This is a genomic window from Pseudoleptotrichia goodfellowii (assembly GCF_007990505.1).
Lineage (GTDB): Bacteria > Fusobacteriota > Fusobacteriia > Fusobacteriales > Leptotrichiaceae > Pseudoleptotrichia > Pseudoleptotrichia goodfellowii.
This window is the reverse complement of sequence record NZ_AP019822.1, coordinates 749,229-775,998: the sequence shown is the minus strand read 5'-3', so window position 1 is coordinate 775,998 and position 26,770 is coordinate 749,229. Positions and strand designations below refer to the sequence as shown.

27 protein-coding genes and 1 riboswitch are annotated in these 26,770 nt (G+C 32.0%); of the genes, 6 read left to right on the top strand and 21 right to left on the bottom strand.

Annotated elements, in window-relative coordinates:
* Positions 1-79 precede the first annotated feature (79 nt).
* From FVE72_RS03895 to polA, 8 genes are all read right to left on the bottom strand, one after another.
* Complete coding sequence (locus FVE72_RS03895; protein ID WP_026737326.1) at positions 80-853, bottom strand: molybdopterin-binding protein; 774 nt, start codon at positions 851-853, stop codon at positions 80-82.
* A gap of 24 nt (positions 854-877) precedes the next feature.
* Positions 878-1,318, bottom strand: a complete 441-nt coding sequence (locus FVE72_RS03890) for a VOC family protein (protein ID WP_026737325.1) — start codon at positions 1,316-1,318, stop codon at positions 878-880.
* A gap of 35 nt (positions 1,319-1,353) precedes the next feature.
* Positions 1,354-1,761, bottom strand: a complete 408-nt coding sequence (locus FVE72_RS03885) for a GNAT family N-acetyltransferase (RefSeq protein ID WP_006807480.1) — start codon at positions 1,759-1,761, stop codon at positions 1,354-1,356.
* A gap of 92 nt (positions 1,762-1,853) precedes the next feature.
* Positions 1,854-3,554, bottom strand: coding sequence for an alpha,alpha-phosphotrehalase (treC, locus tag FVE72_RS03880; protein WP_026737323.1), 1,701 nt, complete (start codon positions 3,552-3,554; stop codon positions 1,854-1,856).
* Positions 3,555-3,578: 24 nt separating this feature from the next.
* Positions 3,579-4,028 carry an ASCH domain-containing protein gene (locus FVE72_RS03875; RefSeq protein WP_026737322.1) on the bottom strand — a complete coding sequence of 150 codons (450 nt, stop codon included), beginning with the start codon at positions 4,026-4,028 and terminating at the stop codon, positions 3,579-3,581.
* 21 nt (positions 4,029-4,049) lie between these two features.
* Positions 4,050-4,379 (bottom strand): AzlD domain-containing protein, encoded by a 330-nt coding sequence (locus FVE72_RS03870; RefSeq protein ID WP_026737321.1) that lies wholly within the window; start codon positions 4,377-4,379, stop codon positions 4,050-4,052.
* Positions 4,372-5,064, bottom strand: a complete 693-nt coding sequence (locus FVE72_RS03865) for an AzlC family ABC transporter permease (protein WP_232049473.1) — start codon at positions 5,062-5,064, stop codon at positions 4,372-4,374. Before FVE72_RS03865 ends, FVE72_RS03870 begins: the two co-directional genes overlap by 8 nt.
* Positions 5,065-5,281: 217 nt before the next feature.
* Positions 5,282-7,990 carry a DNA polymerase I gene (gene polA, locus FVE72_RS03860; RefSeq protein ID WP_026737319.1) on the bottom strand — a complete coding sequence of 903 codons (2,709 nt, stop codon included), beginning with the start codon at positions 7,988-7,990 and terminating at the stop codon, positions 5,282-5,284.
* Between the two features lie 321 nt (positions 7,991-8,311).
* Here polA and FVE72_RS03855 point away from each other — a divergent pair, with 321 nt between their 5' ends.
* The 6 genes from FVE72_RS03855 to FVE72_RS03830 all read left to right on the top strand — a co-directional run bounded on the left by FVE72_RS03855 (position 8,312) and on the right by FVE72_RS03830 (position 12,008).
* A complete protein-coding gene (locus FVE72_RS03855; RefSeq protein WP_026737318.1) occupies positions 8,312-9,403 on the top strand; it encodes a PfkB family carbohydrate kinase in 1,092 nt (363 codons plus the stop codon).
* Positions 9,404-10,327, top strand: a complete 924-nt coding sequence (locus FVE72_RS03850; RefSeq protein WP_026737317.1) for a pseudouridine-5'-phosphate glycosidase — start codon at positions 9,404-9,406, stop codon at positions 10,325-10,327.
* A 129-nt stretch (positions 10,328-10,456) separates the two neighbouring features.
* Positions 10,457-10,642, top strand: coding sequence for a hypothetical protein (locus FVE72_RS03845; protein ID WP_146966386.1), 186 nt, complete (start codon positions 10,457-10,459; stop codon positions 10,640-10,642).
* Positions 10,629-10,859, top strand: a complete 231-nt coding sequence (locus tag FVE72_RS03840) for a hypothetical protein (RefSeq protein ID WP_146966384.1) — start codon at positions 10,629-10,631, stop codon at positions 10,857-10,859. Before FVE72_RS03845 ends, FVE72_RS03840 begins: the two co-directional genes overlap by 14 nt.
* 20 nt (positions 10,860-10,879) lie before the next feature.
* On the top strand, positions 10,880-11,227 hold the full coding sequence (locus FVE72_RS03835; RefSeq protein WP_146966324.1) for a transposase: 348 nt from the start codon (positions 10,880-10,882) through the stop codon (positions 11,225-11,227).
* A gap of 544 nt (positions 11,228-11,771) precedes the next feature.
* Positions 11,772-12,008 carry a hypothetical protein gene (locus FVE72_RS03830; protein ID WP_146966343.1) on the top strand — a complete coding sequence of 79 codons (237 nt, stop codon included), beginning with the start codon at positions 11,772-11,774 and terminating at the stop codon, positions 12,006-12,008.
* Positions 12,009-12,200: 192 nt separating this feature from the next.
* Here the strand turns inward: FVE72_RS03830 and FVE72_RS03825 are convergent, their stop codons facing one another.
* The 13 genes from FVE72_RS03825 to FVE72_RS03765 all read right to left on the bottom strand — a co-directional run bounded on the left by FVE72_RS03825 (position 12,201) and on the right by FVE72_RS03765 (position 26,757).
* Positions 12,201-13,799, bottom strand: coding sequence for a peptide ABC transporter substrate-binding protein (locus FVE72_RS03825; protein ID WP_232049472.1), 1,599 nt, complete (start codon positions 13,797-13,799; stop codon positions 12,201-12,203).
* 32 nt (positions 13,800-13,831) lie between these two features.
* Positions 13,832-14,983 (bottom strand): methionine adenosyltransferase, encoded by a 1,152-nt coding sequence (metK, locus tag FVE72_RS03820; protein WP_026737315.1) that lies wholly within the window; start codon positions 14,981-14,983, stop codon positions 13,832-13,834.
* Complete coding sequence (locus FVE72_RS03815) at positions 14,976-15,158, bottom strand: hypothetical protein (RefSeq protein WP_026737314.1); 183 nt, start codon at positions 15,156-15,158, stop codon at positions 14,976-14,978. The genes metK and FVE72_RS03815 overlap by 8 nt, the downstream gene beginning before the upstream one ends.
* Before the next feature lie 82 nt (positions 15,159-15,240).
* Positions 15,241-15,346: riboswitch (SAM riboswitch) on the bottom strand.
* Between the two features lie 45 nt (positions 15,347-15,391).
* On the bottom strand, positions 15,392-16,579 hold the full coding sequence (locus FVE72_RS03810) for an MFS transporter (protein ID WP_026737313.1): 1,188 nt from the start codon (positions 16,577-16,579) through the stop codon (positions 15,392-15,394).
* 45 nt (positions 16,580-16,624) lie between these two features.
* On the bottom strand, positions 16,625-17,212 hold the full coding sequence (gene recR / locus FVE72_RS03805) for a recombination mediator RecR (RefSeq protein WP_026737312.1): 588 nt from the start codon (positions 17,210-17,212) through the stop codon (positions 16,625-16,627).
* 182 nt (positions 17,213-17,394) lie between these two features.
* On the bottom strand, positions 17,395-18,822 hold the full coding sequence (gene pykF / locus FVE72_RS03800) for a pyruvate kinase PykF (protein ID WP_146966382.1): 1,428 nt from the start codon (positions 18,820-18,822) through the stop codon (positions 17,395-17,397).
* Positions 18,823-18,854: 32 nt separating this feature from the next.
* Positions 18,855-19,820 (bottom strand): 6-phosphofructokinase, encoded by a 966-nt coding sequence (gene pfkA, locus FVE72_RS03795; protein WP_026737310.1) that lies wholly within the window; start codon positions 19,818-19,820, stop codon positions 18,855-18,857.
* A 327-nt stretch (positions 19,821-20,147) separates the two neighbouring features.
* Positions 20,148-21,401 (bottom strand): dicarboxylate/amino acid:cation symporter, encoded by a 1,254-nt coding sequence (locus FVE72_RS03790; RefSeq protein WP_026737309.1) that lies wholly within the window; start codon positions 21,399-21,401, stop codon positions 20,148-20,150.
* Between the two features lie 38 nt (positions 21,402-21,439).
* Entirely contained in the window at positions 21,440-22,402 is a 963-nt protein-coding gene (locus FVE72_RS03785) for an NAD-dependent epimerase/dehydratase family protein (RefSeq protein WP_006807131.1), read from the bottom strand.
* A gap of 47 nt (positions 22,403-22,449) precedes the next feature.
* Positions 22,450-23,640: a glycine C-acetyltransferase gene (locus tag FVE72_RS03780; protein ID WP_006807128.1), complete on the bottom strand. Its 1,191-nt coding sequence runs from the start codon at positions 23,638-23,640 to the stop codon at positions 22,450-22,452.
* A 236-nt stretch (positions 23,641-23,876) separates the two neighbouring features.
* Complete coding sequence (locus tag FVE72_RS03775; protein WP_006807133.1) at positions 23,877-24,851, bottom strand: acetyl-CoA carboxylase carboxyltransferase subunit alpha; 975 nt, start codon at positions 24,849-24,851, stop codon at positions 23,877-23,879.
* Positions 24,852-24,885: 34 nt separating this feature from the next.
* A complete protein-coding gene (accD, locus tag FVE72_RS03770) occupies positions 24,886-25,737 on the bottom strand; it encodes an acetyl-CoA carboxylase, carboxyltransferase subunit beta (protein ID WP_006807135.1) in 852 nt (283 codons plus the stop codon).
* Between the two features lie 126 nt (positions 25,738-25,863).
* Positions 25,864-26,757: an RluA family pseudouridine synthase gene (locus FVE72_RS03765; RefSeq protein ID WP_006807125.1), complete on the bottom strand. Its 894-nt coding sequence runs from the start codon at positions 26,755-26,757 to the stop codon at positions 25,864-25,866.
* Between the last annotated feature and the right edge of the window lie 13 nt (positions 26,758-26,770).

Below are 26,770 nucleotides of genomic sequence, written 5' to 3'. Positions count from 1 at the left end.
TATATAAAAAATATACACATAAGTCCAGTATGATTTAATATTTTTATAAATACTTTAAATTAAGTTCAGCAATCATTCTTTATAACTTCTGTTTATCAATTTCAACAGCTTGAGGATAAATTTCTTTTATTTCCTCTGCTATTCTCTCAATTTCTTTTTTAATATTTTCAGTGTCAGTTCTCGAACCTTTCATTGCGATTCTTAAATGGACACATTTATCTTTAGCATAAGGAGCTACTGTCGGATTGGACATTTCACAATATTCTTTCAATCTGTCATCTATTTTCCCTTCGGGAACTCCTGATATTTCCAGTGTTTTCATTAACAGTACACTATCCGAACACTTACTTAACAGAGGTAAAACTTCATTATCCACCATCCATGTCAATTCTTTCGGAGGTCCGGGAAGTACAATTATTTTCTTATTTTCTTTTTCATAGAAAAATCCCGGTGCAAGACCGTTTTCATTTTCAAGAAGTTTGGAATTTATTAATATCGATGCCTCTTTTTCTCCTCCCGTAGAAACTTCATAACCTCTGTCTTTATACCTTTTAGCTATTTCTTTATAATGCTTTTCTGAAACTTCCAATTTTTCATTAAAATATTCCGCAATAACTTCTTTTGTAATATCGTCACCTGTAGGTCCCAATCCTCCCGTAGTTATTACGAGATCTACTCTGTTAAAAGCTGCTTCTATACAGTTCTTCAATCTTTCAAAATTATCTCCTACAGTTGTCTGATAATATAAGTCCACTCCTATACTTGTCAATTTTTCCGAAATATACTGAGCATTGGTATTTACAATATCTCCTACCAGCAATTCAGTTCCTACACATATAATTTCTGCTTTCATTTTGTCCACTCTTTCTTTGTCAGTTTAATCCTTTTGAATTACTAAAAGACCATTTTCATCAAATTCAAAATTCGATCCCCACACCACTTCCCAGTAGTATCCGTCCAAATCTGAGAAATATGCATGATAACCGCCCCAAAATACTTCTTGAGGTTCTTTAACTATTGTTCCTCCGGCTTTTCTCACAAGTTCAATTGTTAAATCTACATCTTCTTTATTCGGAACATTATAAGCCAATGTAAATCCTCCGAAACCCTTTTTTATTTTAATATCATTCGCTTCCGAAATATCCGTTACCAATAAATCAAGCGGATAAAGCTCAAACTTTGTTCCAGGTGTATTGAAAAATATTACAGGAGGATAGTCAGATTTTTCTTCTGTTTGAAATCCTAATTTATCTCTATAGAATTTTACAGCTTTTTCCATATCTCTTACACCTAAACAAATACACGTTATTTTATTCATATTTACTTCCTTTCATAAATTTCTGTTTTATCGTCTTACCTGAAATAAGAAATCATTCCGCCTTTTTCAAGTTTTTTCATATTAAGTGACTGATAAAAATGATTGGCAGCTTCATCGGCAATATCTGTAATAAGAACAAGCATTCTTACATCCTTGTATTTTTTATAAATTCTTCTAAAAAGTTCCGAACCTGTTCCCTGTTTCCGATACTCATTATCTATAATCAAATCCTGTATTAGAACAACATGTTCGCCGTCACCTACACAACGGATAAATCCAATTAATCGGTTTCCGTCAAAAGCTCCTAATTTATATAAAGAATTATCAAATGCCCGTTTGAGCTTCAAATCATTACCTAAATAAGCACTCCATTCCTCTTTTTCATATATCTGCTTCACATTTTCATGAAAATCATCATAAGAAAACTCTTTAAAAATAATCATAAAACTCCTTTTCTAACCCCATCTTTTAATCTTTTTTAAATTTGTTAATACAAATTAAAACGATTTATTAAAAATTTAAAAATTATCTGAACCTAAAACACTTTCTTAAAAATAATACTTTCATAAGGTTTCAAAACAATTTTTCCGTCTTTAAATTCAGGATTCGTTTCATAATTCGATAATAATATTTCAGTTTTTTCCAAATCACCAATTTCGTTATTTTCCAACTCAAACGGAACTTCATTTTCATAAAAGTTACTTATTACGATTAGCTCTCCGTTATCTCCTACTCTTTTGTATGCATATACACTTTTATTTTCCAAATCAATATCTTCGTATTTTCCAGTTACTAATAAATCTTCATTTTTTCTAAGTTCTATCAGTTTTTTATAATGATAAAATATCGAATTTTTATCTTTTAAAGCCGTTTCGGCATTAATAAATTTGTAATTTCCAGGTATTCCAATCCAAGGAGTTCCTTCACTAAATCCTGCATTTTTACTGTCATTCCATTGCATCGGAGTTCTCGAATTATCTCTTGATTTCTGCATCAATATATCGAGTATTTCTTTATCCGAAAGTCCTTCTTTTTCCTTGATTTTATAAATATTATGAGATTCCACATCACGATATTTATTAATATTATCAAAGTAAGGATTAGTCATTCCGAATTCCTCTCCCTGATATACATAAGGTGTTCCCTGCAATCCGTGAAGAACAGTAGCAAGCATTTTTCCCGACTCATTGTGATACTTCCCGTCATTTCCGAATCTCGATATTGCTCTCGGCTGATCATGATTATTCCAGAATGTAGCATTCCATCCATTTCCGTCATACATTCCTTTTTGCCATTTAGAAAATATTTTCTTCAATTCAACAAAATCAAAAGGAGCTTTTACCCATTTTTCGCCGTTAGGATAATCTACTTTCAAATGATGGAATGAAAATGCCATGGACAATTCTTTTTCATCAGGATTTGAATATCTTATACAATTATCAATGCTTGTAGACGACATTTCTCCCACAGTAATAAGTTCCCCTCCGCCGAATGCTTCTTTATTCAGTTCTTTCAAAAATTCGTGAATTCTCGGACCGTCCGTGTAAAATCTTCTTCCGTCGGGAACAAATCTTTTATCACTTCCGTCATCATTTAAAAATCTCTGATCTTTGGAAATAAGATTTATAACATCCAGTCTGAATCCGTCTACTCCCTTATTCAGCCAAAATCTTATCATCTCGTACACTTTTTTTCTGACATTTTCATTTTCCCAGTTCAAATCTGCCTGTGTTACATCAAACAAATGTAAATAGTATTGTCCTCTTTTTTCACTGTATTTCCAAGCGTTTCCGCCAAATTTGGACTGCCAGTTTGTAGGCTCTTTACCGTCTACAGCATCTTTCCAAATATAGAAATCCTTATATTCAGGATCTCCCGCTTCGGACTTTTTAAACCATTCATTTTCCGTGGAAGAATGATTTACAACTATGTCCATTACTATTTTTAATCCTCTTTTATGGGCTTCCTCCAGTAGTTTTTCAAAATCCTCCATTGTTCCGTAATTTTCGTCTATATTATAGTAATCACTTATATCGTAACCGTTATCAGCCTGAGGAGATTTGTACATCGGTGTAAGCCACAGCACTTCCACACCCAACTCTTTTAAATAATCAAGCTTTTCAATAATCCCTTTAATATCCCCTTGTCCGTTTCCTGTAGTGTCATTAAAACTTTTAGGATAAATCTGATACACTGTCGATTTATGCCACCATTGTTCTCTAAAATCTTTTTTCATACATTTTCTGCCTTTCGTTTATTTTTATTTTAATAATTCAAATTCCTCACACAATACTTCCATACTTTCATTAAAATTTCCTTCAGCTTCTTTTATGAAAAAGTCTTTATGAACTTTTTTCCAGTATTCAAGACTTTTATCTCCTTCTCCTTCTTTGTAAGCATATTCTTCAGATATATCTTTAAAAGGAAGACTATAAACTTTTGTATTTACAGTTACACAAACCTCGTTACTGTTACCATCCAAAATTACATTAATATCTCCAACTTGGGGTATTCTTTCATTTTCAAAGTCATACAGAGAATACAACGAAGTCGTTGCAGTCTTTTCTCCTTTCAATACAAGTTGTGCCAAATCATTCTGCATTTGAATATCATTTTCATCTCCGAAGCTGAACTTGGATATATAAATATTTTTTCTTTCTTCTTCTGTTAATGTTTCTATATATTTTTCTATAATTTTATTTATATTCATTTTTTCGATTTTCTCCACCTGTTATTTAATAAACAGCTTTACTATATCAAACATAAATATTGCCGCAATCGACACGGGAACAACTATTCCCAAACTGAATTTTTTCAGTGAAAGCCAAACTATTATAACTATTCCTGCCAAAACCTTTATCAGATTGAAAGTTCCCGTTCCTGTAGATGTAAAGATATCGGGAAAAATCAGTATTGTTAAAACCGTGTAAGGCAATGCCTCAAAAAATTTATTTATTATCGGATTATCATCAGGAATTTTTATAAATAACGGAGCCAGTTTAATAAAAGCCGTTATTAAAGCTGTAACCAGAATCAAAAGCACTATTGTAAAATTATTCATTTTCCTTCACTCCTTCTTTATAAGTCATAAGAGCATATACCAAACTCGATAAAAACATAATAAAAATCATGGCCCATCCGTTACTTACGGGTATATATTCAAATATTTTTTTAAATACTATAACTATCAGTACGACTTTTATATATTTAAAATTCGCTTTCAGGGCACTTACAAGAAGGCTTAAAAATGCTGCATACAATATAAAATTCATGCTTGCAGAAAAGATTTCCGGTATTAAATCTCCGAATAAACTTCCTATTACCGATCCGGCACCGAAAAGTAAATAGGGAAGAGTGTTTACTCCCTTTATATAATAAGGATTTTTAGCCTTTCTTATTCTCAAATAAGCTACAGTTTCATCTGTAAGTCCCAATCCTACGAAGATTCTTTCTCCCAATGTAGTATGATTTTTGATTTCTCTGTATATTATTAAGTTCAGCAAAGAATATCTCAAATTAATCATAAATACAGAAACTGCTATTTCTATAAAAGTCGATTTTGATATATACAATGCTTTCAACAATATCGTCTGAGCACTTCCCGCATACAAAGTCAATGACATCAATGCCATTAATATCGATTTCATTCCGAAACTGTTTGAAATCAGTCCTAATGTCATCCCTGACGGAATATAGGCTATACCTATCCCCAATCCGTCTTTTACTCCTTTTAAATAATTTTCCAATTTTCCTTTATGTCCCACTTTAAAATTTATTCCTTTCCATAATTATAATTGCTGTCTGCCAATTCCGATTTTAACTTCTTACCCGACTTTTGAATTTTACAACTAAAAAATGTGTCAGTGAGTAAAAATATCCCCTTACTATATTTTCCCAGTCAACAAAGTCGCGTAAAATGCTGTCAACAAGAGTATTAGAATGTCAACGATCCCTCAACAAACATTATTTCAATGCCCCCCAATCCTTCGCCACAGATCCGTTTGCACTTAATTTTATGTCTTCAAAATTTACAGTATTTTCCATTATTTCTTTGATTTTATCTGTATATTTTTCTATTGCATCGTCTTTCACTTCAAAAATAAGTTCATCGTGTACTTGAAGCAACATTTTTATATCATCCTTATTTTTAAACTCATCATACAGTTTTATCATTACTTTTTTTATAATGTTTGCAGCTGTTCCTTGAACAACAGTGTTTACAGCCATTCTGTTTGCCTGTGCCTGTAAATTTTTATTACTTGAATTTATTCCTTTTATATATCTTCTTGTCCCGTATAGTGTTTCCACAAATCCGTTCAATTTTGCATTTTCCAAAATATTTTCGAGGAATCTTTTTACTTTCGGATACTGCTCAAAATAAGTTTTTATATATAACGAAGCATCTGCCACAGGTATTTTCAGCTCTTTCGACAATCCGAAAGGAGTTTTTCCGTATAAAATACTGAAATTTATAACCTTTGCTATGCTTCTTTCTTCTCTCGTAACCTGTTCTTCATCAGCTTTAAAAAATATTTTTCTCGCTGTCAAATCATGCAAATCTTTGTCTTTTTTATATGCAAGTACCAAATTCTCATCTTTAGACAATTCTGCCAAAACTCTCAATTCTATTTGTGAATAATCAAAAGATACAAGGCTCCAACCCTCTTCCGAAATAAATCCTTTTCTTATTTTTATCCCTTCATCTGTTCTCACGGGAATATTTTGAATATTCGGATTTGTTGAAGAAAGTCTTCCTGTAGATGTACCGTTCTGATTAAATGTAGTGTGTATTCTGTCTTTTTCGTCTGCCAACTTCGGCAACGGCTCTACATAAGTGGAAAGCAGTTTTGTAAATCCTCTGTATTCAAGAAGTTTTTCCGCTATTTCTATTCCTCTTAAAGCCAGTTCTTCCAATACTTCCACATCTGTAGAATATCCCGTTTTCGTTTTTTTCACAGGCTCTATCCCCATTTTATCGAATAATATTTCTGCCAACTGTTTAGGCGATCCTATATTAAAAGCCTCTCCCGAAAGAGAATATATCTCTCCTTCAAGTTTTTCAATATTTTCCTGCAATTCTTTTTTATAATTTTCAAAATATTCTTTATTAATTTTTATTCCATACATTTCCATACTTGCCAATACGGGCACAAGTTTATTTTCAAGATTTTCAAAAACATTTGTCAGGTCTTCACTTTTCAATCTATTTTCCAATATTTCTTTCAGTTCTTTTACATAAAAGGCTCTTTCCCATAAAAATTGAGTTTTCTCTTCTTCACTTATTTCTTCAGGTTTTCGCTTTTTAAACTGCTCTTCAAATTTTTCAAGATTTACTCCCAATTCGGAAAAAATGATATTTTCCAAATCTTGAGAGCTTTCAGTCCCTAAAACATACCAGGCAAGCATTATATCAAAATACTGTCTATATCCCATACCTTTTTTCAGGTATTCTTTTATATTATAACCTATTACGGACTTTTCTTTTAATTTTTCATACACTTTATTTATCGAGCCGTAATCGGTATTTTCATGATTCAGCAATACAATATTTCTTTCACCGTCGCATATTGCAAATCCGAATTCATTTCCGAAAATCGATACTTCCTCTTTCATTCCGTTTAAAACATTTTCCGCGTCAGACCATTCAATCTTTTCTCTGGTTGTTTTATCTTCAGTTTGTCTATTTTCATTAGAAATCTTGTTATCAGAGGCATCGGGATGATTAACTATTCCTCCGAAAAGAGAAATTTTACCGTTACTTTCATCATTTACGGCTTTCCCCTGTTTTTTCATTTCATTTTCGATTGTTGCTGCAAATTTTTTAAATTCCATTGTTCTATATATTGAAAGCAGTTTCTCCGTATCTTTACTTTCCATTTTCAGTTTATCTTTATCATATTCCATTTCGATATTTCTGTGTACTGTTGCGAGTTTTCTGCTGAGAAAAGCTTTTTCCTTATCTTCTATAAGTTTTTCTTTTCTTTTCCCTTTTATCTCGTCAATATTTTCATAAAGACTTTCCAAATTACCGTATTTTAAAATAAGTTCTACCCCTGTTTTAGGACCTATTCCCGAAACTCCCGGTATTCCGTCGGAACTATCCCCCATTAATCCGAATAAATCCGGTATTTTATCGGGAGTAACCCCTAAATACTCTATAACATCATTATCATTTCTTATATATCTGAATAAAGATTTTTTATCTCCTTTTCCCAATAAAGCTATATTTATCTTACCGTTTACGAGCTGTGCCAAATCTTTATCTCCGGTCACTATATATACTTCTATTTCCTCTTCTTTATCTTCGGAAAATTTTGTAGCAAGAGTAGCTATTACATCATCGGCTTCATAGCCGTTTATTTTATATTTAGGTATTTTATAGCTGTCAAGAACGGACATAATCATATCCTGCTGAGCTACCAAATCATCGGGCATACTTTCTCTGTGAGCCTTATATGTTTCAAGTTCCTCAGATCTTTTAAGTTCACTTCTTTTTATATCAAGACATGCAACCAGATAATCGGGATTAAACTCTTTTATTATTCCTTCAAGAGTGTTCACAAAACCGTAAGTTGCCCCTGTCGCCATTCCTTTGGAATTTCTCATTCCCATAAGTGCAAAATGTGTTCTGTACATAACAGCACTCGTATCAAGTATTACCGCTTTTTTCATATATTTCCTCTCATTTTTAAATCTTTCTCTATTTTTTGTATTATATCATATTTAAAGGGGGACTGTTATACTTATTTTTCTTTTTCAACTTTTTTTAAAAAAAATTCGAAAATATTGCTTCAAATCTCTTGACAACTGACATTAATAAGGTATAATTTATTTAAAAGTGAAAAAAGTTGTTTAGAAATATTGACTTTTGCAGTTTTATATAGTATTATTCAAGTATCGGTAAACATAATTAAAGTTGCTTTATTTAAGTTTAAGAAAATAGGTTTTTATTGAAATAGATTTTAATTTTATGAAAAGAAAGGAAAAACAAAAATGACAGAACGTGAAAAGCAGATTATTAATTTAATCAAAGAAAATCCCCTCATTACTCAGGAAGAAATCGCAGCTACGTTAAATTGTGCGAGAACTTCCATCGCCGTTCACATAAGTAATCTTATGAAAAAAGGTATTATTTTGGGAAAAAAATACATCATTAATGAAGATCCTTACATTCTTACTATCGGGGGAACGAATGTGGATATTCAGGGTAAATCTTACAGTACTGTTGTACGTTACGATTCAAATCCCGGTTCGGTCACTATTTCTTTCGGCGGTGTTGGAAAAAATATTGCGGAAAATATAAATAAATTGGGGATAAATTCAAAATTTGTAACAGCTTTGGGAGATGACATATACGGAAAAAACATTAAAGAATATTTGAATAATCAAAATCTTGATATTTCCGATTCGTTATTTTTGAAAAATCAGCAGACATCAATGTATGTATCTATCTTAAACGACGATAAAGAAATGGAAATGGCAGTTTCATCTACAGATATATGTAAAAATATTACTCCTGAATTTTTGGAAACAATAAGAAAAAAAATAACTAATGCAAAACTTCTTGTGTTGGATACAAATTTGGAAGAAGAAGCATTGAGATACATTGCTTTCTTAAGAAGAAAACCTAACCTTATACTTGATACGGTCTCTACAAAAAAATCGTTAAAAGCAAAAGAATTTATAGGAAGATTCCATACTATAAAGCCTAATAAACTTGAAGCGGAAATTTTATCAGGTATCACAATTTACAGTAATGACGATCTTGAAAGAGCAGGAGAATACTTCCTTCACAAAGGAGTTAAAAAAGTCCTTATTTCTTTAGGAGCAAAAGGAGTATTTTATATGACTCAGGATAAACAGGGAATTATAAAAATACCGAGAATAAATACTGTAAGCTCCACAGGAGCGGGAGATGCCTTTGTTGCTGGACTGGCATACGGAGAATACAATGATTATGATATAGAAGAAGCTTCAAAATTCGGTTTGGGAGCTGCTATCCTTACTTCATTGAATGAAAAAACAGTAAGCGATCATATAAGTGTTAAAAATGTAGAAAATATTATTAAGGAGATGGAAATATAAATGTTTGAAAAATATCTTGAAATAAGCGAAGAAGTACAAAATGCCCTGAAAAATAATCAACCTGTAGTAGCTTTGGAATCTACTATCATTTCTCACGGAATGCCTTATCCTCAAAATGCCAAAACTGCATTAAAAGTTGAGAGTATCGTGAGAGAAAACGGAGGAATTCCTGCAACTATTGCTATTATAGGCGGAAAACTCAAAGTAGGATTATCTCCTCAGGAAATCAAGCTTCTAGGAAAAGAAGGGGAAAAAGTTATTAAAGTCAGCAGAAGAGATATTCCGTACATTGTGGCAAATAAATTAAACGGTGCAACAACTGTTGCTTCTACTATGATCATAGCAAATATGGCAGGAATCAAAATCTTTGCAACAGGAGGAATCGGAGGAGTTCACAGAGGTGCTGAACATACTATGGACATTTCTGCCGATTTACAGGAACTTTCCAATACAAATGTAGCGGTTATCTGTGCAGGAGCAAAATCTATCCTTGATTTAGGATTGACACTGGAATATTTAGAAACTAACGGAGTTCCCGTTTTAGGATATAAAACTAAAGAATTGCCGGCTTTTTATACGAGAAACAGCGGATTTAATCTTGACTATGCTATTGATACCCCTAAAGAATTTGCAGAAATACTTAATACAAAATGGAAATTAGGCTTAAAAGGAGGAGTAGTTATAGCAAATCCTATTCCTGAAGAATATTCAATGGATAATAATGTTATTTCCAAAGTTATCAATGATGCTGTTGAAGAAGCTGAAAAATTAGGAATAAAAGGAAAAGCATCTACACCTTTCTTACTCGATAAAATTCAGAAATTAACAGGCGGATCAAGTTTGGAAGCAAACATTAAACTTGTATTCAATAATACAAAACTTGCTACTGAAATCGCAAAAGAATTGTCTAATTTAGGAAAATAGATATAACCTAAATTTCCGAAGAAATAAACATATGAAGTAGAAAAAAGATTAATTTTATTGCTTTTTTCTACATTTTTTTCTTGACTTTTTCTTTATTTCTATGTATAATTATACATAGGTGATAATCTTATGGCTTCTTTAGTTTTTCTATATAATAAAAAATACAATAAAACTTATGTTTATGAATCTATTAACTATTGGGATAAATCTGAAAAAAAATCTAAATCTAAAAGAAAATTAATCGGTATTAAGGACCCTCTTACTGGACAAATTGTACCTACTTCCACTCAAAAAAAAGAAATTGGAAGAAAATAAAGCTCAAAATGATAAGCGTAAATTTTATGGTGCTAATCTGCTTTTAAATCTTATTGCTAAAAAATTGGGACTGACTTCTAATCTTAAAGAATGTTTTCCTGATTTGTACAAAGAAATTTTATCTGTTGCACAATATCTGATATTAGAAAAGATAGTCCTATATCAAGATATGAAAAATGGAGTAAAATTCATAAAACATTTAACAGAAGTGAACTAACTTCTCAAAGAATAAGTGAAATGTTTTCAGAAATAAATGAAAGCGGAAAAAACAATTTCTTTAAATTACAGGCTGAACAGTTGAAAGAAGATGAGTATTGGGCTTATGATACAACAAGCATATCATCTTATTCAAAAGCTATTAATCAAATGAGATACGGATATAATAAGGAAAATGATACATTAGCACAAATCAATCTTGCAATTTTGTATGGAGAAAAGTCAAGATTGCCTTTTTACTATAGAGTTTTACCAGGAAACATTGTTGATGTGTCAACAGTTAGAAGATTAATAAAAGATGTTCAGTATATAGGAGTTAAGAAACCTAAATTAGTGATGGATAGAGGATTCTACAGTAAAACAATATAGATGAACTCATGAATAATAAATTTAAATTTATTGTAGGAACAAAGTCATCATCAAAAATAATAAAAGAAAAGAATAGAAAAAAGTAAAAGATATTAAGAAATTTACTAATTATATAGCTGAATATAATATATATGGTAAAAAAGAAATACTTATGTGGGACGATACAGACAAGGAAAATAAGAAGTATCTTTACTTGTATGTGTTTTTGATGATGAAAAAGCTTTAAAAGAAGATAAAGATTTTACAGAATACCTGATTAAATTAAAACAGATATAGAAAATAATGTAGAAAATGAAAAAAGAGTCGAAGACTATAGGAAATATTTCGATATTAAAGTTGAAAAGAAAATATAATTGCTGTAGCAAAGATGATATTATAGAAAACATATGAAAAAATATGGTTATTTCAGTTTGATAAGTAATGAAAATCTTGAAGCAAGAGAAATATTAAGTATATATAGACAAAAGATGTAGCAGAGAAAGCATTTCATAATATAAAAGACCGACTTGATGCAAGAAGATTAAGAGTATCATCAAAACCTACAATGGATGGAAAAATATTTGTAACATTCGTGTCATTAGTAATGCTATCGTATATAAAAAATAAGATGAGTGAAAAAGAATTATATAAGAAATACACAACACAGGAACTTCTTGATGAATTGGACTTGATAGAAAGTTATGAAAGAGGTAATGAAAAACTTAAATTGGGAGAAGTAACAAAGAAACAGAAAGAAATATTTAAATATATGGATATTAAATTTCCTGAAGAATTATTATAGAAAAAGACTAATTCTATGTCCTTTTTTCATATGTATAATTCTTCGGAAATTTAGGATATAAGTTATGAGGGCTTTTGCCCTCTTTTTTATATTTTAAAATCTGAAAGTAACAAAAAAGACCGTTAAAATAAAGTTTTCTTTATCTTACAGTCTTTTTTAAGTTTTTCTTTCGTATTTTGAAAAATCCCAATCTTACTTTTTCAAATATCCGTAATTAAATGTTGCTATTCCGGTAATCGGTCTTCTTATAATTCCTTTTATTGCAGAATCTCTATAATGATTTTCCACAGAAAAATATAAAGGAGATATTACAGCCTCATCGATTAATATACGCTCTGCTTCATTTATTTTTCTGTCTCTTTCTTTCGCATATCCCATAGATGCTATTTCATTTACCAGTAAATTATATTTTCTTTTTGACCATATATCCTCATTTTTTCCGTCCTCTTTTTTCCACCTTTCTAAATATGACAGAGAGTCATCATATTTAGGTGACCATGTATTCAAAACTATATCATAATTTCCTTCTCTTGTCTTTGTGAGTCTTTCTTTAAAAGGAACTATGGTTACTTCCGTTTCCAATCCTAGCTTGACCCTTAACTCTTCCTGTAAAAACTGTATTTCAAGTCTTTCAGGATCGGAGTTTCCCGACAAAAGTCTTAAATTTATTTTTTCTACTCCTAATTCTTTCAGTCCTTCTTCATAAAGCTTTTTAGCTTTTTCAACATCTCCGTCCTTGAAATAATAAGTATCAGGATAATTTTTTCTGTAATTTCCGTTATATCCGCTGATTATACTGCTTATAGCTGATTTTGCAACAACAGAACCGTCTTTTTTGATTTCTTTTACATACTTATCTCTGTCAATCACAAGGGAAATCGCCTGTCTTATTTTTCTGTTTTTGAGATATGAGTTATCCAAATTAAAGTCAAGATACCATACTCTCCCGTTTGAAAAAGTGTCTAATGTACCGTTTTTCTTATACTGCTTCAAATTATAATTTTCCACTCTTGACATATCCAGCTCTTTATTTTTTATAAGATCGTCTACTGTTTTAAAATTTTTGGATACAACATATTTTATGCGGGAAATTTTTATTTTATCAGCATTCCAATAATAAGGATTTTTTTCGAGCAGGATTTCCTCTTTTTTCAAACTGCTTATTTTATAAGGTCCGTTAAAAAGAAAATCTTCAAGTTTTACCGCATATTTGTTTTCTCTCGATTTATAAAATTCCTCTTTCAAAGGAACTGCAATCGGCAATGTAAGTATATATTTAAAATAAGGGGCAGGATGTTCAAGCTCTATTTCGAGTATATTATCAGTTATTGATTTTATTCCGAGTTCATCTTCTGTTACTTTACCTTCATAATATTTCTCGGCATTTTTTACAGGAAACAGCATTTCCGAAAATTGAGCTGCCGTCTTAGGATTAAGAACTCTTTTAAATGCAAACACAAAATCCTTTGCAGTTATTTTACTTCCGTCACTCCATTTTGCATTATCTCTGATTTTAAAAATCATTTTATTTCCTGTTTCGGTAAAACTTTCGGCTACTCCTCCTGTATAATTATCTTTCTCATCAAGTATCAGCAACCCCTCATAAATAGTGGAATCTACCTGTGCAGCTATCATTTCTGTAAACAAATGGGGATCTAAAGTATTATAATCACTCCCCAGATTAAATACTATCGGAGCATGACTGTCGCTCTTCTTCTTATTTGTGAAATAATAGAACAATATCGAAAATATTGCAATTATTCCGACCAGAAGCAACAACTTTTTTTTCATATTTTTTTCCATTGTCTTATCCTTTTTCCCAATTATAAATATTTTTTTATTTCTTCTACTTTATTTAATCTTTCCCAAGGCAAGTCTATATCAGTTCTTCCGATATGTCCGAATGCCGCCAGATCCTGATATCTGAATTTTGGATTTCTTAATTCGAGTTCTTTTTCAATTCCTCTAGGAGTAAGATCAAATATTTTTTCAACAATTTCTTCTATTTTGCTTTCTTCGACTTTTGACGTTCCGAATGTTTCCACTCTCACAGACACAGGCTCTATTACACCTATAGCATAAGAAAGCTGAACTTCACATTTATCGGCAATTCCCGAAGCTACGATATTTTTAGCTATCCATCTTGCAGCATATGCAGCCGATCTGTCCACTTTAGAAGGATCTTTTCCTGAAAATGCTCCTCCTCCGTGTCTGAAATATCCTCCGTAAGTGTCTATTATTATTTTTCTTCCTGTAAGTCCCGAATCTCCGTGAGGTCCCCCTATCACAAATCTTCCTGTAGGGTTTATATGATATTTTTCAACTTCATCAGGATTCAAATTGTACTTTTCAAGCACAGGTTTTATAACAAGTTTTTTTAAATCCTTTTCGATTTTCTCTCTTGTTATGTCTTCATCATGCTGAACTGAAAGTACTACCGTATCCACATTTAACACTTTTTTCCCTGTTTCATCGTAAGCCAGTGTTACCTGTGCTTTTGCATCGGGTCTTGCCCAAGTGAGAGTTTTATTTCTTGTCAGCTTTGTGAGCTGTATTATAATTTCACGTGCCAAAGTCATAGCTAAAGGCATTAATTCTTCGGTTTCATTGACAGCACCTCCAAACATTATTCCCTGATCTCCTGCTCCTCCTGTATCCACTCCCATTGAAATATCAGGCGATTGAGAATGAACTGTATTCATTACTCCGCAATCCGAATCAAATCCCATTCCCGGTCTGTATCCGATTTCTTCTATTTTACTTCTCACTATACTTTGTATATCCACATAAGTCGTTGTTGTAATTTCTCCCCCTACTATTACAAGCCCTGTTGTAGCAAATGTTTCACAAGCCACTCTTGCATTAGGATCCTCTTTTAAACACGCATCAAGCACGGCATCTGAAATCTGATCACATATTTTGTCGGGATGTCCCGGAGATACAAATTCCGATGTAAAATAAATTTTTTTAGACATTTTTTCCTCCCTGATTTTTGTTTTCATCTTCTGATTTCTCTCTATTTTTAAGCCGTTTTTTAACGGCCTCTTCCGTCTTTCGTCTTACAATGATCGCAATATAAACCGCAAGTCCTATTCCACATAAAGTACCTGCTATTCCTGCGATTGATACCAATACTTCCTCTAAATCCATTTTTTCCTCCTTCATTTTAAATTTACAATTCCGAAGTTTTTCACGATAAATAAAAAACTCTTCGGCAAAGAAGAGAAATTAATTCTTATCTTCGCATTTAATATGCCGGGAATTGGCACCTTGTATTTTTATACAGGTTGCCGGGTACTAATAACGAGCCGCGTCTCTCATACCTCTCTTGATAAGTTGCATATTTAATTGTTAATTTATTATAATACATTTTTTTTATTTTGTCAAAAATTCTTATCATTTTTGTGTATTTTTAGTAACCAAATTATCGAAATTAAAGTAGATACTAGAGCAATTATCCATCCTGTATTATATCCCAAATCCTGTATTACTTTTCCCAAGAATACCGACATAATAAAACCTGAAAAAGCCCGTACAGAATTTAATGCTGATGAATATGTCGCTCTGACTTCTTCAGGGATGTAATCATATACCCAAGTAAAATATGAAGTATTAGCTATGCCTAAGCTAAATTCAAATATTACAAACCCCAATATAAATAAATATATATTTTTACTATATATAAAAATTATCAATCCAAAGCTTATAAAAAATAATCCTAATATCGTAACTGTTATTTTATTTAATTTTTTCATTAAGTATCTTGAAAAAAAACTTGATAAACTCATGAGTAACAACATTGCTGTATAAAAATATCCAAGTTTACTGTGAGATAGCCCGATAACTTTTGTAGTAAAAATTTGCCATAACAGTATAAAAATTGTAAACATTATAGTTTTTAACACTTCAAATACTGATAATATTCTCATTTTTGAATTTCTGAAAAAATTCACTGAATTTTTATTAATAGTTTTTATTAAATTTCCTTCTCTATTTCCGTAATTTTCTACAAATAATATTCCGATAATTACTCCGGAAACTATCATTATAATTCCTCCGATATATATTGGAAGTGAAATATTAATTTCCGATACTTTTCCTGCCATTATACCGCTAACCGAACCGAAAAACAACCCTATTCCCCTTATAATAGGTAAAAACTTATCTTTATAAGAAAATTTATTAATTTTAGAAAGTTCGCCAAGATACCATGCTTCAGGTGTTCCGCTAATTAAGGAACTTCCGAAAGCTCTTACAATACCTGAAATTAAAAAGAGAGCAAAATTATTTGAAAATCCAAAGACTATTAATCCTATACCGTATATTATAAAACCTGAACTGCATATCTTTTTTCTACCGTATTTATCCGCTATATTTCCTGAAGGATAATCAAAAAGCATTATTGCAAAATTTGTTAAACCCATTAATAATCCTATTTTAGCCAAATTTATCCCTTTTTTAAATATAAATGACGTAAAACCGTATCCGAAAAAACCTTCACAAATAACATAGCATATAATTATAAAACTATACATTAAATTTATTTTTTTATAATCTTTTTCTTTATTCATCAAAAATTACTCCTTAATCACTACATTAGAAAATCAAAAATCCCACTACTCCACTTCGACTCTTCCTTCCAGAGATTTTCCCAATGTAGCCATATCCGTATATTCGATATTTCCACCCATAGGTATTCCGCTCGCGATTTTGGAAATTTTTATATTTTTTCCTTTCAGTATTTTAGTCAAATACAGATTTGTAGTTTCTCCCTCCAAATCAGGATTTAAAGCGAGTATTATTTCAGACACCGTTCCGTCAAGTCTTTCCGTTAATTTTTCGATATTCAGATCATCAATAGTAACCCCGTTCAACGGATCTATTTTTCCTCCCAAAACATGATAAAGTCCGTTGTATGTTTCGGATTTTTCAAAAGCTATTATATCTCTTACTCCTTCTACTACACATATCACATTTTTGTTTCTTTTTTCATCGATGCAGATTTCGCATACATCCTTTTCGGATAAATTCCCGCAAACAGAACAGTGCTTTATATTGTCATAAGAATCTTTTATTGTATGAAGAATATCATCTATTTCTTTTTCATCTTTTTCAAGAATATCAAAGGCTATCCTCATTGCACTTTTTCTGCCTATTCCCGGCAATTTTGCAAAAACATTTACCAAATCATCCAATTTTTTCATTTTTAACTTTTTCTCCTGTTCTATAAAAAAAGCGGAAAGTTCAATGAGAGCTTATTTCAGCCCTCATACTCCCGCTACCTGCTTTTTTAGTCAAAACAAATCAACTCAAAATGCAGGTTCTGTCTTAAAGTATCTGATAACAGATTAACAAAGGAACACAATGAACCCTCATAATCATATAATTAATAATCTTCACCTATTCTTGCTACTTTAAATGTATTAGTTGTTCCTGTTTCAGAAATTCCTGTTACTAGGACAACCAGTTCTCCTCTTTTTACTTCTTCGTGTTTAGAAGCTACTTCTTTAGCTTTTCTAAAGAAATCGTCAGTTTTATCAAGATTTTTCTCAACATAAGCTCTGACACCTCTTACCAATGCCAACTGTCTCGCTGTCTGTTCACTGTCTGTAAGAGCTATTATAGGTACAGTAGGTCCGTATTTTCTAAGCATTCTTGCAGCTCTTCCTGTTTTTGTCCAGCAAATTATCATTTTCGCATCTAATAACTGAGTAGATTCAACAGCTCCCAAAGATATAGCTTCTGTAACTGTTACTGATCCTACTTGAGGAACTACTATATTTTTAAATTTCTTAAATTCATCTGTTCTTTTAGAAATACTTGCCATCATTTGTACTGCTTCTACAGGATATTTACCTTTTGCAGATTCTCCCGATAACATAACCGCATCAGTTCCGTCCAATATTGCATTGGCAACGTCTCCCGCTTCGGCTCTTGTAGGTCTCGGATTTCTAATCATTGAATCCAACATTTGTGTAGCTGTAATTACAGGCTTTCCTGCAGCATTACATTTTCTGATCATCATTTTCTGTACGAAAGGAACTTCTTCAGCAGGAATTTCCACTCCCAAATCTCCTCTGGCAACCATTATTCCGTCACTTAATTCCAATATCTCGTCAAAATTATCTACACCTTCCTGATTTTCTATTTTAGGAATGATTTTTATATTTGCTCCTCCGTTTTCATCCAACACTTTTCTTACTTCTGCAACGTCCGAAGCCTTTCTTATAAATGAGGCAGCAACAAAGTCTACACCCTGTTCGCATCCGAATTTCAAATCAGCAATATCTTTTTCCGATAATGCAGGCAATCCTACTGAAACTCCAGGCAAATTAACTCCTTTAGTTTCTCCGAGTTCCCCTGTATTTATTACTTTACATATTATTTCATTTCCTTTTATTTCCGTAACTTCAAGTCCTACAAGTCCGTCATCAAGCAAAACTGTATTTCCCGGCTTCAAGTCATCAACTATTCCAGGGTAGGAAACCGATATTTTATCTTTATTTCCTACATGAGAATAATCAGTAGTTATTGCTATAGTATTACCCGCTTCAAGTAATATATCTTTTCCGCCTTCCAATTTTCCTGTTCTTATTTCAGGTCCTTTAGTATCAAGTAATATTCCTATATTTTTACCTGTTTTTTCCATTACTTCTCTTATTCTTTTAATTCTTGTTCCATGTTCCTCAAAATCTCCGTGTGAGAAATTCAATCTCATTACATTCATTCCGCTTTCAACTAACTTTGTCAGCATTTCCACACTCTCAGTTTTTGGTCCTATTGTACAGACAACTTTCGTCATTTTTATTTTCATATTTATCCTCCTTTAAAATATTCCTTAATTTATTATAATGAAAGCATATTAGCTATAGCATAATCGTTAAAAGAAGTCTTAGTATAGTAATTTTCCCACGCATAAGACAAAGGATGAGTAGTAACTTTTTCACTTTGAAGTCCTACCATAAGTCCTCCTTTTCCTTCTACAAGAAGCTCTACAGCCTTAACTCCCAATCTTGTCGCAAGTATTCTGTCAAACGCAGTAGGTGCTCCTCCTCTTTGTACATGCCCCAATATTGTTACTCTTATACTTGTATCTACTTTTTTAGCAAGTTCTTTCTGTATTTCCATTACATTTCCTACACCTTCGGCAACTACTATTATATCATACAGTTTTCCTTCGGATCTTCTGTATTTTATTACTTCCGCAATATCATCTATGGAATTTTCAACTTCAGGTATAAGAACTCCGCTCGCTCCTCCGGCTATTGCTGAATACAGAGCCAAATCTCCGCAATTTCTTCCCATAACTTCCAATAAATAAGTTCTTTCATGGGAAATCGCAGTATCTTTTATTCTTGATATAGCATCAAGTATTATATTCAAAGCTGTATCATATCCTATTGTATAATCAGTTCCCGCTACGTCGTTATCTATTGTTCCCGGTATTCCTATTGTCTTTATTCCATGTTCCTCATACAAATAATGTGCCCCGTGAAAAGAACCGTCTCCGCCTATTACAACAAGACCGTCTATTCCTCTTTTTTTCAAATTATCTGCAGCAACAGCTCTTACAGCCGGATCTTTAAATTCGGGTAATCTTGCAGAAAGAAGTATTGTTCCTCCCTGATCGGCTATTCCGCTCACACTTAAAGGACTCATCTCAAATATCTGGTCTTCAAGCATCCCCTTATATCCTCTTTTAATACCGAAAACATCTATTCCTTTAGTCATAGCTGTTTTCGCAACAGCTCTCACAGCAGTATTCATCCCTTGAGAGTCTCCTCCACTTGTTAAAACTGCAATTCTTCTCATCATCTTTTCTCCTACCTTCTCTTCTTTCTAATTCTTTAACGACTAAATAGTACCATTTTTTCGGATTTTTTTCAATGGATATTTTGATATTTATATTAAAGTTATAAGGATTAGCACTTTTGCTCTCTTTTCAGCAACAAAGAATTTTACTTTTATTATTGAACAACAAAAAGAAGTTTTTAAAAATATTCATACAAGAGCTCGTATTCTTTTTACTCTCTCTCTTTCAAATTAAGAGCAATGAATAATTTTTTTAAACTTCTTTTTTATGATCGATTATTAAAACTGCTATTTTCTGATAATTAAAAATCTTCTCTTTATTAAATTTCAGATAACTTCATTTATCTGAACCTTTTCTATTTGAGTCGCTTTTTCTTTTTCTTTTTCTTCTTCATTTTTCACAAACACTGCAGTTACTGCAGCTATTGCTCCGTCTCCTGTGACGTTACACGCTGTTCCCAGCGAATCCTGAGCAATATAAAGAGCTATCATAAGAGAAAGCATTGCTTCATCAAATCCCAATACAGAACTCAAAATTCCCAAAGCGGCCACAACTGCACCTCCCGGAACACCCGGAGCAGCTACCATCGTTACTCCTAACAACAAAATAAATTTAATCATCAATCCCCAGCTTGGAAGCATTCCATGCTGCATAAAGAACACAGCTGTTGAACATGAGACCAAAGTTATCGTACTTCCCGACAAGTGAATAGTCGCACACAAGGGAATAGCAAAATTGGCAACTTCTTCTTTTACACCCATTTTTTTAGCTGATTTCAATGTCACCGGTATCGTAGAAGCTGATGATTGAGTTCCTAATGCCGTAAAATAAGCAGGCAACATAATTTTAATCATTTTAAACGGATTTTGTTTCGTCATTATTCCTGCTACTGTATATTGGAAAATAAGTATAGTCAAATGGAGAATAAGAATCATTACAAATACTTTTATAAATACATTTATTATCCCTGTTATCTGACCTGCAGCGGTCATATTGGCAAATACACCAAGAATATAAAAAGGCAAAATCGGAACTATAACTTTTTCAAGCATATTCTCAATAATTATCCTGAATTCATCCATAACTTTAAATAAAGCGTCTGTTTTTAAAACGGACATTCCCAAGCCCAAGACAAACGATAAAACCAATGCTGACATGACTTGCATAGGTGCCGGAATTTCTATTATAAAATAACCTTTCAAAAGAGCCTCTTCGGGATTTCCGAAATTTGCTATTGATTGTCCCTGCAATATAATCGGATATAAAACCGAAGCCGTAATAAAAGCAGTTAATCCTGAAATGACTGTAGAACCGTAAGAAAATGCTGTAGTAATACCTAAAAGTTTTCCTGCACCTTTTGCCAAAGCACCTATACCGGGAGCTATAAAAGCCAAGATAATCAAAGGTATTAAAAATTTAAGTAACTGTCCGAATATATCTGAAAAAGTAACCAGAATTCTGACAAAATTTATACTGAACGCTTTACTGATAACCAAATCCTTAGATGCAAATTTTCCGAGTATAATACCTAAAAGAATTGCTATAATTATTTGAATTAATAACGGAATTTTTTTTAACATAATACTCTCCTCATCTCTTAATTTGTTTTTATTTATATTTATAAATTCAAGTTTACTTTAACATCCAGTTTTTTGGATAATTCTTTTAACATAGTTTCAGTCATTCTGTTTAAATCATATTTAGGAGAGAAATGCCACTCTTCTCTTGCACATGTGTCATCCAAAGAATTAGGCCATGAATCTGCAATTTTTTGTCTTACAGGATCCACATCATATTTTAATTTGAATTCCGGTATATATTTTTTAATAGTAGCCGCCAACTGTTCAGGCTCAAAACTCGTTGCCGTAATATTAAAACTGTTTCTATGTTTAAGTTGTGAAGGATCGGCATTTAAAATATTGATAATAGCATCAATGGCATCATCCATATACATCATGTCCATATAAGTTCCTTTATCTATAAAACTTGTATACTCCCCTTTGGTCAATGCATCATAATAAATATGAACTGCATAATCGGTAGTTCCACCTCCTGGAAGAGTTTTATGAGAAATCAATCCCGGAAATCTTACGGACCTTGTATCTACACCGAATTTAGTATAATAATAATCACATAATAATTCTCCTGAAACTTTTGTTACTCCGTATATTGTGTTTGGGTGCATTAATGTGTCTTGAGGTGTATGATCTTTTGGAGTATCATCTCCGAATGCTGCAATAGACGAAGGTGCAAATAATTGAGCATGACATTCTTTTGCAGTTTCCAAAGCATTTACAAGTCCGTCCATATTTAATCTCCATGCACCTAAAGGATTTTTTTCAGCCGTTGCCGAAAGTATAGATGCTAAATGTATAATAGTGTCTACTTTATTATTTTTAGCCAATTTTAAAAACTTATCATAATCTTTTACATCTAATATTTCAAAAATTCCTTCATCGGCTATTTCTCCCGTTTTTATGTCTGTTGCTATAACGTTTTCTATTCCCAAATCTTTTCTAAGTCTGATTGTAAGTTCCGTACCTATTTGCCCCGTTGCACCTGTAATTAAAACCTTTTTCATAATAAAATTCCTCCCTGAATTTTTTATTTTTATTAATCATATAAAATTTAAATTACTTTAAGTTCTTTTCCTACTTTTTCATAAATTCTCACAACTTCATCAAGCATCTCTTTTGTGTGACTTGCTTGAGGCATATTTCTTACACGTCCTGTTCCTAAAGGTACTGTAGGATATGTAATAGATTTTGCATATACTCCTTCTTCTATAAGTCTTTTAGAAAATAATTGAGTTTTATTTTCATCTCCAATAATAACAGGAGTTATAGGAGTTACCGATACACCTGTATCATAACCTATTTTTTTCAATTCCTGTTTTAAATATCTACTGTTTTCCCAAAGTTTTTTAACTAAATCTTTTTCAGTTGAAATTATTTCTATAGATTTTTTTGCTGCTGCCGCTGCTCCCGGTGTAAGAGATGTCGAAAATAAAAATGGACGTCCTCTAACTTTTAACCAATCGATTAATTCCTTACTTCCGGCAACATAACCTCCAACAGCTCCGACAGCTTTTGAAAGCGTTCCTACCTGTATATCTATATCAGCAGAGCATCCAAATTCTTTAACTGTACCTGCTCCTTCACCCATTACTCCCGAACCGTGAGCATCATCAATATAAGTTATTAATCCGAATTCTTTTGCCACTTCAACTATTTCTTTTATTTTTGCTACATCTCCGTCCATAGAAAATACTCCGTCGGAAATATACATTATTTTATTATAAAGTCCACTTTCTATAGCTTCTTTCGCCTTCAATCTTAAATCATTCATATCTTGATGTTTGCAACGGATTATTTTTGCACCTGACAGTCTGCATCCGTCAATAATAGAAGCGTGATTTAACTCATCTGATAAAATCGCATCCTGTTTATCCATAATAGCCGATACTGCAGCCATATTACAGTTAAATCCCGATTGAAATGCAATAGCAGCTTCAGTATGCTTAAACTTGGCTATAGTTTCTTCCAATTCTTTGTGAATAACCATTGTTCCGTTAATAGTTCTGACAGCACCGGCTCCGGCTCCGTATTTTTTGGAAGCTTCTATTTCAGCCTGTTTAACATCTTCTCTTGTAGCCAATCCCAAGTAGTTATTTGAAGAAAGATTAATCAATTTTCTTCCGTTAATAAAAATTTCAGGCCCGTTTGCACCGTCAAGGACATCTATCTCATTATAAAGTCCTTTTTCTTTTAATTCCCTAAGTTTGGGAGACAAAAATTTTTTTAATACACCATTACTCATTTCTATACCTCCATTATGTTTTGTAGAAAATTTAAATATTTCCGTTAAAAATTTAGTCAGTATAATAATTTTTTATACTGATAATTTTCAACAATATGTTATACCTCAAAATAAATAAAAGTCAAGTATATAAAAAATCAATCCTAAAGCTGCTTTATCAAATTTTTTATATATTCAAAATAAAAAATACCACTTATCTATATATAAAGACAAAGCAGTATTTTAAAATTTTAAATTTATTTCTCATTTTCTTCAATATTTTCTTCATTTTCAAAATATTCGCCCATTTTTCTGAACTTTTCGTATCTTCTTTCAAGCAATTCTTCTACTGTCAGTTTATCTATTTTCTTAAACTCTTTCAAAACAGCAGCTTTTAAATTTTGAGCAGTCTTTTCAAGATTTCTGTGAGCACCTCCGAGAGGCTCTTCAATTATTTCATCTATTATTTTCAAACCTTTTAAGTTTATAGCATCCATTTTCAGACTTTTGGCAGCTTCGGCAGCTCTTGTTGCATCATTAAAAAGTATAGATGCACAACCTTCAGGAGAAATAACGGAATAGACACTGTTTTCAAGCATCAGAACAGAATCGGCAACTCCTATTCCCAAAGCTCCTCCGCTTCCTCCTTCTCCAATAACTACAGAAACAACAGGAACTCTTAAACTGAACATTTCAGACAGATTTTTTGCTATAGCTTCTCCCTGACCTTTTTCTTCAGCTTCTATTCCCGGATATGCTCCCGAAGTATCAATAAGAGTAAGTATAGGCAACTCAAATCTTTCAGCCATTCTCATAAGTCTTAATGCTTTTCTGTATCCTTCAGGACTTGCCATGCCGAAATTTCTGTACATATTCGATTCCAGATCCCTACCTTTCTGATGCCCGATTATCATTATATTATAACCGTCTACAGAAGCCAATCCTCCGATTATCGCATGATCATCTTTGGACAGTCTGTCTCCATGCAGTTCTACAAAATCCTGAGTAAGTTCATTTATATAGTCAAGAGTATAAGGTCTTTTGGGATTTCTCGAAATTTGAATTCTCGCCCATGAATCCATTTCTTTTTCACTAAATTCTAAATATTTTTCTTCAAGATTTTTTTCCAATTCCCCTATCTGTTTTGAGAAATCAATTTTCTGTTCAGCGGAAAAGCGTCTCAATTCTTCTATTTTATCTTCTAATTCTTTTATTTCCTCTTTAACACTCATTTTTCCTCCAAAATTGTAAAATATATAAATAATCTTATATAAGTTTTTCAAGTATACGATAAATTGTCATTTTTAAATCTTTTCTTTCACTTATGACATCTACCATACCGTGTTCAAGCAAAAATTCAGCTCTTTGAAATCCTTTAGGTAACTTCTGATTTACCGTCTGTTCTATAACTCTCGGACCGGCAAACGCTATTAAAGCATTAGGCTCGGTTACTATAATATCTCCAAGCATTGCAAAAGATGCAGTTACACCTCCCGTTGTAGGATCTACCGGAACCGATATAAAAGGTAATCCCGCTTCATTAAGTCTTTTAACGGCTCCCGAAGTCTTTGCCATTTGCATAAGAGAAACTATTCCTTCCTGCATTCTTGCTCCCCCCGAGCTTGAAACTATAACAACAGGAATCTTTTTCTCTATCCCTCTTTCCAAAGCCCTCGTTACTTTCTCACCGACAACGGATCCCATACTTCCTCCCATGAAGCTGAATTCCATAGCGGCAATACTTACTTCAATTCCGTTAATCTTTCCTATTCCGCTTATTATCCCGTCGAGCATTCTGCTTTTTTCTCTTGAGTTTTCAAGTTTTTCTTCATATCCCGGGAACTTTAAAAAATCTTTTGAATTTAAAGTCATATCTTCTTCAATAAAAGTATCTTCATCAACAAGAAGCTCTATTCTCTCAAAAGCTGTTAATCTGAAGTAGTTTCCACATTTAGGGCAGATATTCAGATTATTTTTTAAATCTTCGTTGTATATTATTTCATTACATCTGCTGCATTTTTTCCATTTGTTATCGTCTACAACATCCATCGTCAACTTTGATTTTGAAGTAACTGTTGCATATTTATTTTTTGATTTTTTACTTGAAAAAAGTCCCATTTTCTCTCACCTTTCCGAAAATTACAGTTTGTTTTACAATTTATATAATTTTTATTTAATAAATAACTTACGTTATTTCAAAGTTTACTCTATTAGTATTAGATTTCACTTTGAAATTTACTTATCTTACTTAAAATACTCATTTTCATTTTCCAGTTTAAATTTATAATCGTCAAAAGATACAGAATAACAACACAAATATAACTTGTTTTCTTCTTTCTTTTTCCCGTACTTTCTGTCTCCGATTACAGGATTTCCTATACTCGAAAGCTGTACTCTTATTTGATGCTTTCTTCCTGTTACCAAATCAATATCAAGTAAAGTTACTTTTTCTTTTTTAATATTATTTAAAATTTTATCAAAAAATCTGTTATTTATCTTTTTATATTTTGTAATACTTCTTTTTGCATCTTTATCTGAAACATACGACTGTATAACTCCGTTTTCAGTAATTTTTAAATAATTCTCTATTATAAATTTGTCTTTTTCGATTTCTCCGTCAACCGCTGCCACATATTTTTTTTGAACTTCGTTATTTCTTATTTTTTCAGAGATGTACCTCAAAAACTTCAGATTTTTACATCCTATTACCAGTCCGGAAGTTTCATAATCCAACCTGTTTGCAAAATTTATATTATCATTTTCATAGATTTTTTTGAAAATTTCAGAAAGACCGTGTTTATGTCCTGTTCCTTTGTGCATAGGAACGTTTCCCGGCTTGTTTATTATAAAAAAATCGTTATTTTCAAAAATTATCATATTTTTATATTTTTTTTCATCGAAATCAAATGTTTTTTTTGTTTTTTCTTCTTTTTCCGAATACAAATATTTGACAGTTATTTTATCGCCCAAGCAAAGTCTATAATTTTCTTTTGATTTTTTCCCGTTTATTTTCACATCTCCTTTACGGAGAGCCTGAAAAATTTTACTCAAAGACTCATTTTTGAAAGTTTTCTTTAAATATCTGTCCAATCTCATTCCTTCGGACTCACTGTCAACAATATATTCAAAAGTTTCCATTTTTTCTCCGTAA

Coding starts and splice junctions, on each gene's coding strand:
- metK (WP_026737315.1), bottom strand. CDS start 14,983: ATGTCTAAAAAAATTTATTTTACATCGGAATTTGTATCTCCGGGACAT.
- FVE72_RS03790 (WP_026737309.1), bottom strand. CDS start 21,401: ATGTTAAAAAAAATTCCGTTATTAATTCAAATAATTATAGCAATTCTT.
- FVE72_RS03850 (WP_026737317.1), top strand. CDS start 9,404: ATGTTTGAAAAATATCTTGAAATAAGCGAAGAAGTACAAAATGCCCTG.
- treC (WP_026737323.1), bottom strand. CDS start 3,554: ATGAAAAAAGATTTTAGAGAACAATGGTGGCATAAATCGACAGTGTAT.
- pfkA (WP_026737310.1), bottom strand. CDS start 19,820: ATGAGAAGAATTGCAGTTTTAACAAGTGGAGGAGACTCTCAAGGGATG.
- FVE72_RS03775 (WP_006807133.1), bottom strand. CDS start 24,851: ATGAGTGTTAAAGAGGAAATAAAAGAATTAGAAGATAAAATAGAAGAA.
- FVE72_RS03815 (WP_026737314.1), bottom strand. CDS start 15,158: ATGGATTTAGAGGAAGTATTGGTATCAATCGCAGGAATAGCAGGTACT.
- FVE72_RS03875 (WP_026737322.1), bottom strand. CDS start 4,028: ATGAATATAAATAAAATTATAGAAAAATATATAGAAACATTAACAGAA.
- FVE72_RS03845 (WP_146966386.1), top strand. CDS start 10,457: ATGGCTTCTTTAGTTTTTCTATATAATAAAAAATACAATAAAACTTAT.
- polA (WP_026737319.1), bottom strand. CDS start 7,990: ATGAAAAAAGCGGTAATACTTGATACGAGTGCTGTTATGTACAGAACA.
- FVE72_RS03765 (WP_006807125.1), bottom strand. CDS start 26,757: ATGGAAACTTTTGAATATATTGTTGACAGTGAGTCCGAAGGAATGAGA.
- pykF (WP_146966382.1), bottom strand. CDS start 18,822: ATGAAAATAAAAATGACGAAAGTTGTCTGTACAATAGGACCAAAAACT.
- FVE72_RS03885 (WP_006807480.1), bottom strand. CDS start 1,761: ATGATTATTTTTAAAGAGTTTTCTTATGATGATTTTCATGAAAATGTG.
- FVE72_RS03780 (WP_006807128.1), bottom strand. CDS start 23,640: ATGAGTAATGGTGTATTAAAAAAATTTTTGTCTCCCAAACTTAGGGAA.
- recR (WP_026737312.1), bottom strand. CDS start 17,212: ATGAAAAAATTGGATGATTTGGTAAATGTTTTTGCAAAATTGCCGGGA.
- accD (WP_006807135.1), bottom strand. CDS start 25,737: ATGGGACTTTTTTCAAGTAAAAAATCAAAAAATAAATATGCAACAGTT.
- FVE72_RS03855 (WP_026737318.1), top strand. CDS start 8,312: ATGACAGAACGTGAAAAGCAGATTATTAATTTAATCAAAGAAAATCCC.
- FVE72_RS03835 (WP_146966324.1), top strand. CDS start 10,880: ATGTTTTCAGAAATAAATGAAAGCGGAAAAAACAATTTCTTTAAATTA.
- FVE72_RS03830 (WP_146966343.1), top strand. CDS start 11,772: ATGGATGGAAAAATATTTGTAACATTCGTGTCATTAGTAATGCTATCG.
- FVE72_RS03895 (WP_026737326.1), bottom strand. CDS start 853: ATGAAAGCAGAAATTATATGTGTAGGAACTGAATTGCTGGTAGGAGAT.
- FVE72_RS03825 (WP_232049472.1), bottom strand. CDS start 13,799: ATGAAAAAAAAGTTGTTGCTTCTGGTCGGAATAATTGCAATATTTTCG.
- FVE72_RS03890 (WP_026737325.1), bottom strand. CDS start 1,318: ATGAATAAAATAACGTGTATTTGTTTAGGTGTAAGAGATATGGAAAAA.
- FVE72_RS03810 (WP_026737313.1), bottom strand. CDS start 16,579: ATGAATAAAGAAAAAGATTATAAAAAAATAAATTTAATGTATAGTTTT.
- FVE72_RS03785 (WP_006807131.1), bottom strand. CDS start 22,402: ATGAAAAAGGTTTTAATTACAGGTGCAACGGGGCAAATAGGTACGGAA.
- FVE72_RS03870 (WP_026737321.1), bottom strand. CDS start 4,379: ATGAATAATTTTACAATAGTGCTTTTGATTCTGGTTACAGCTTTAATA.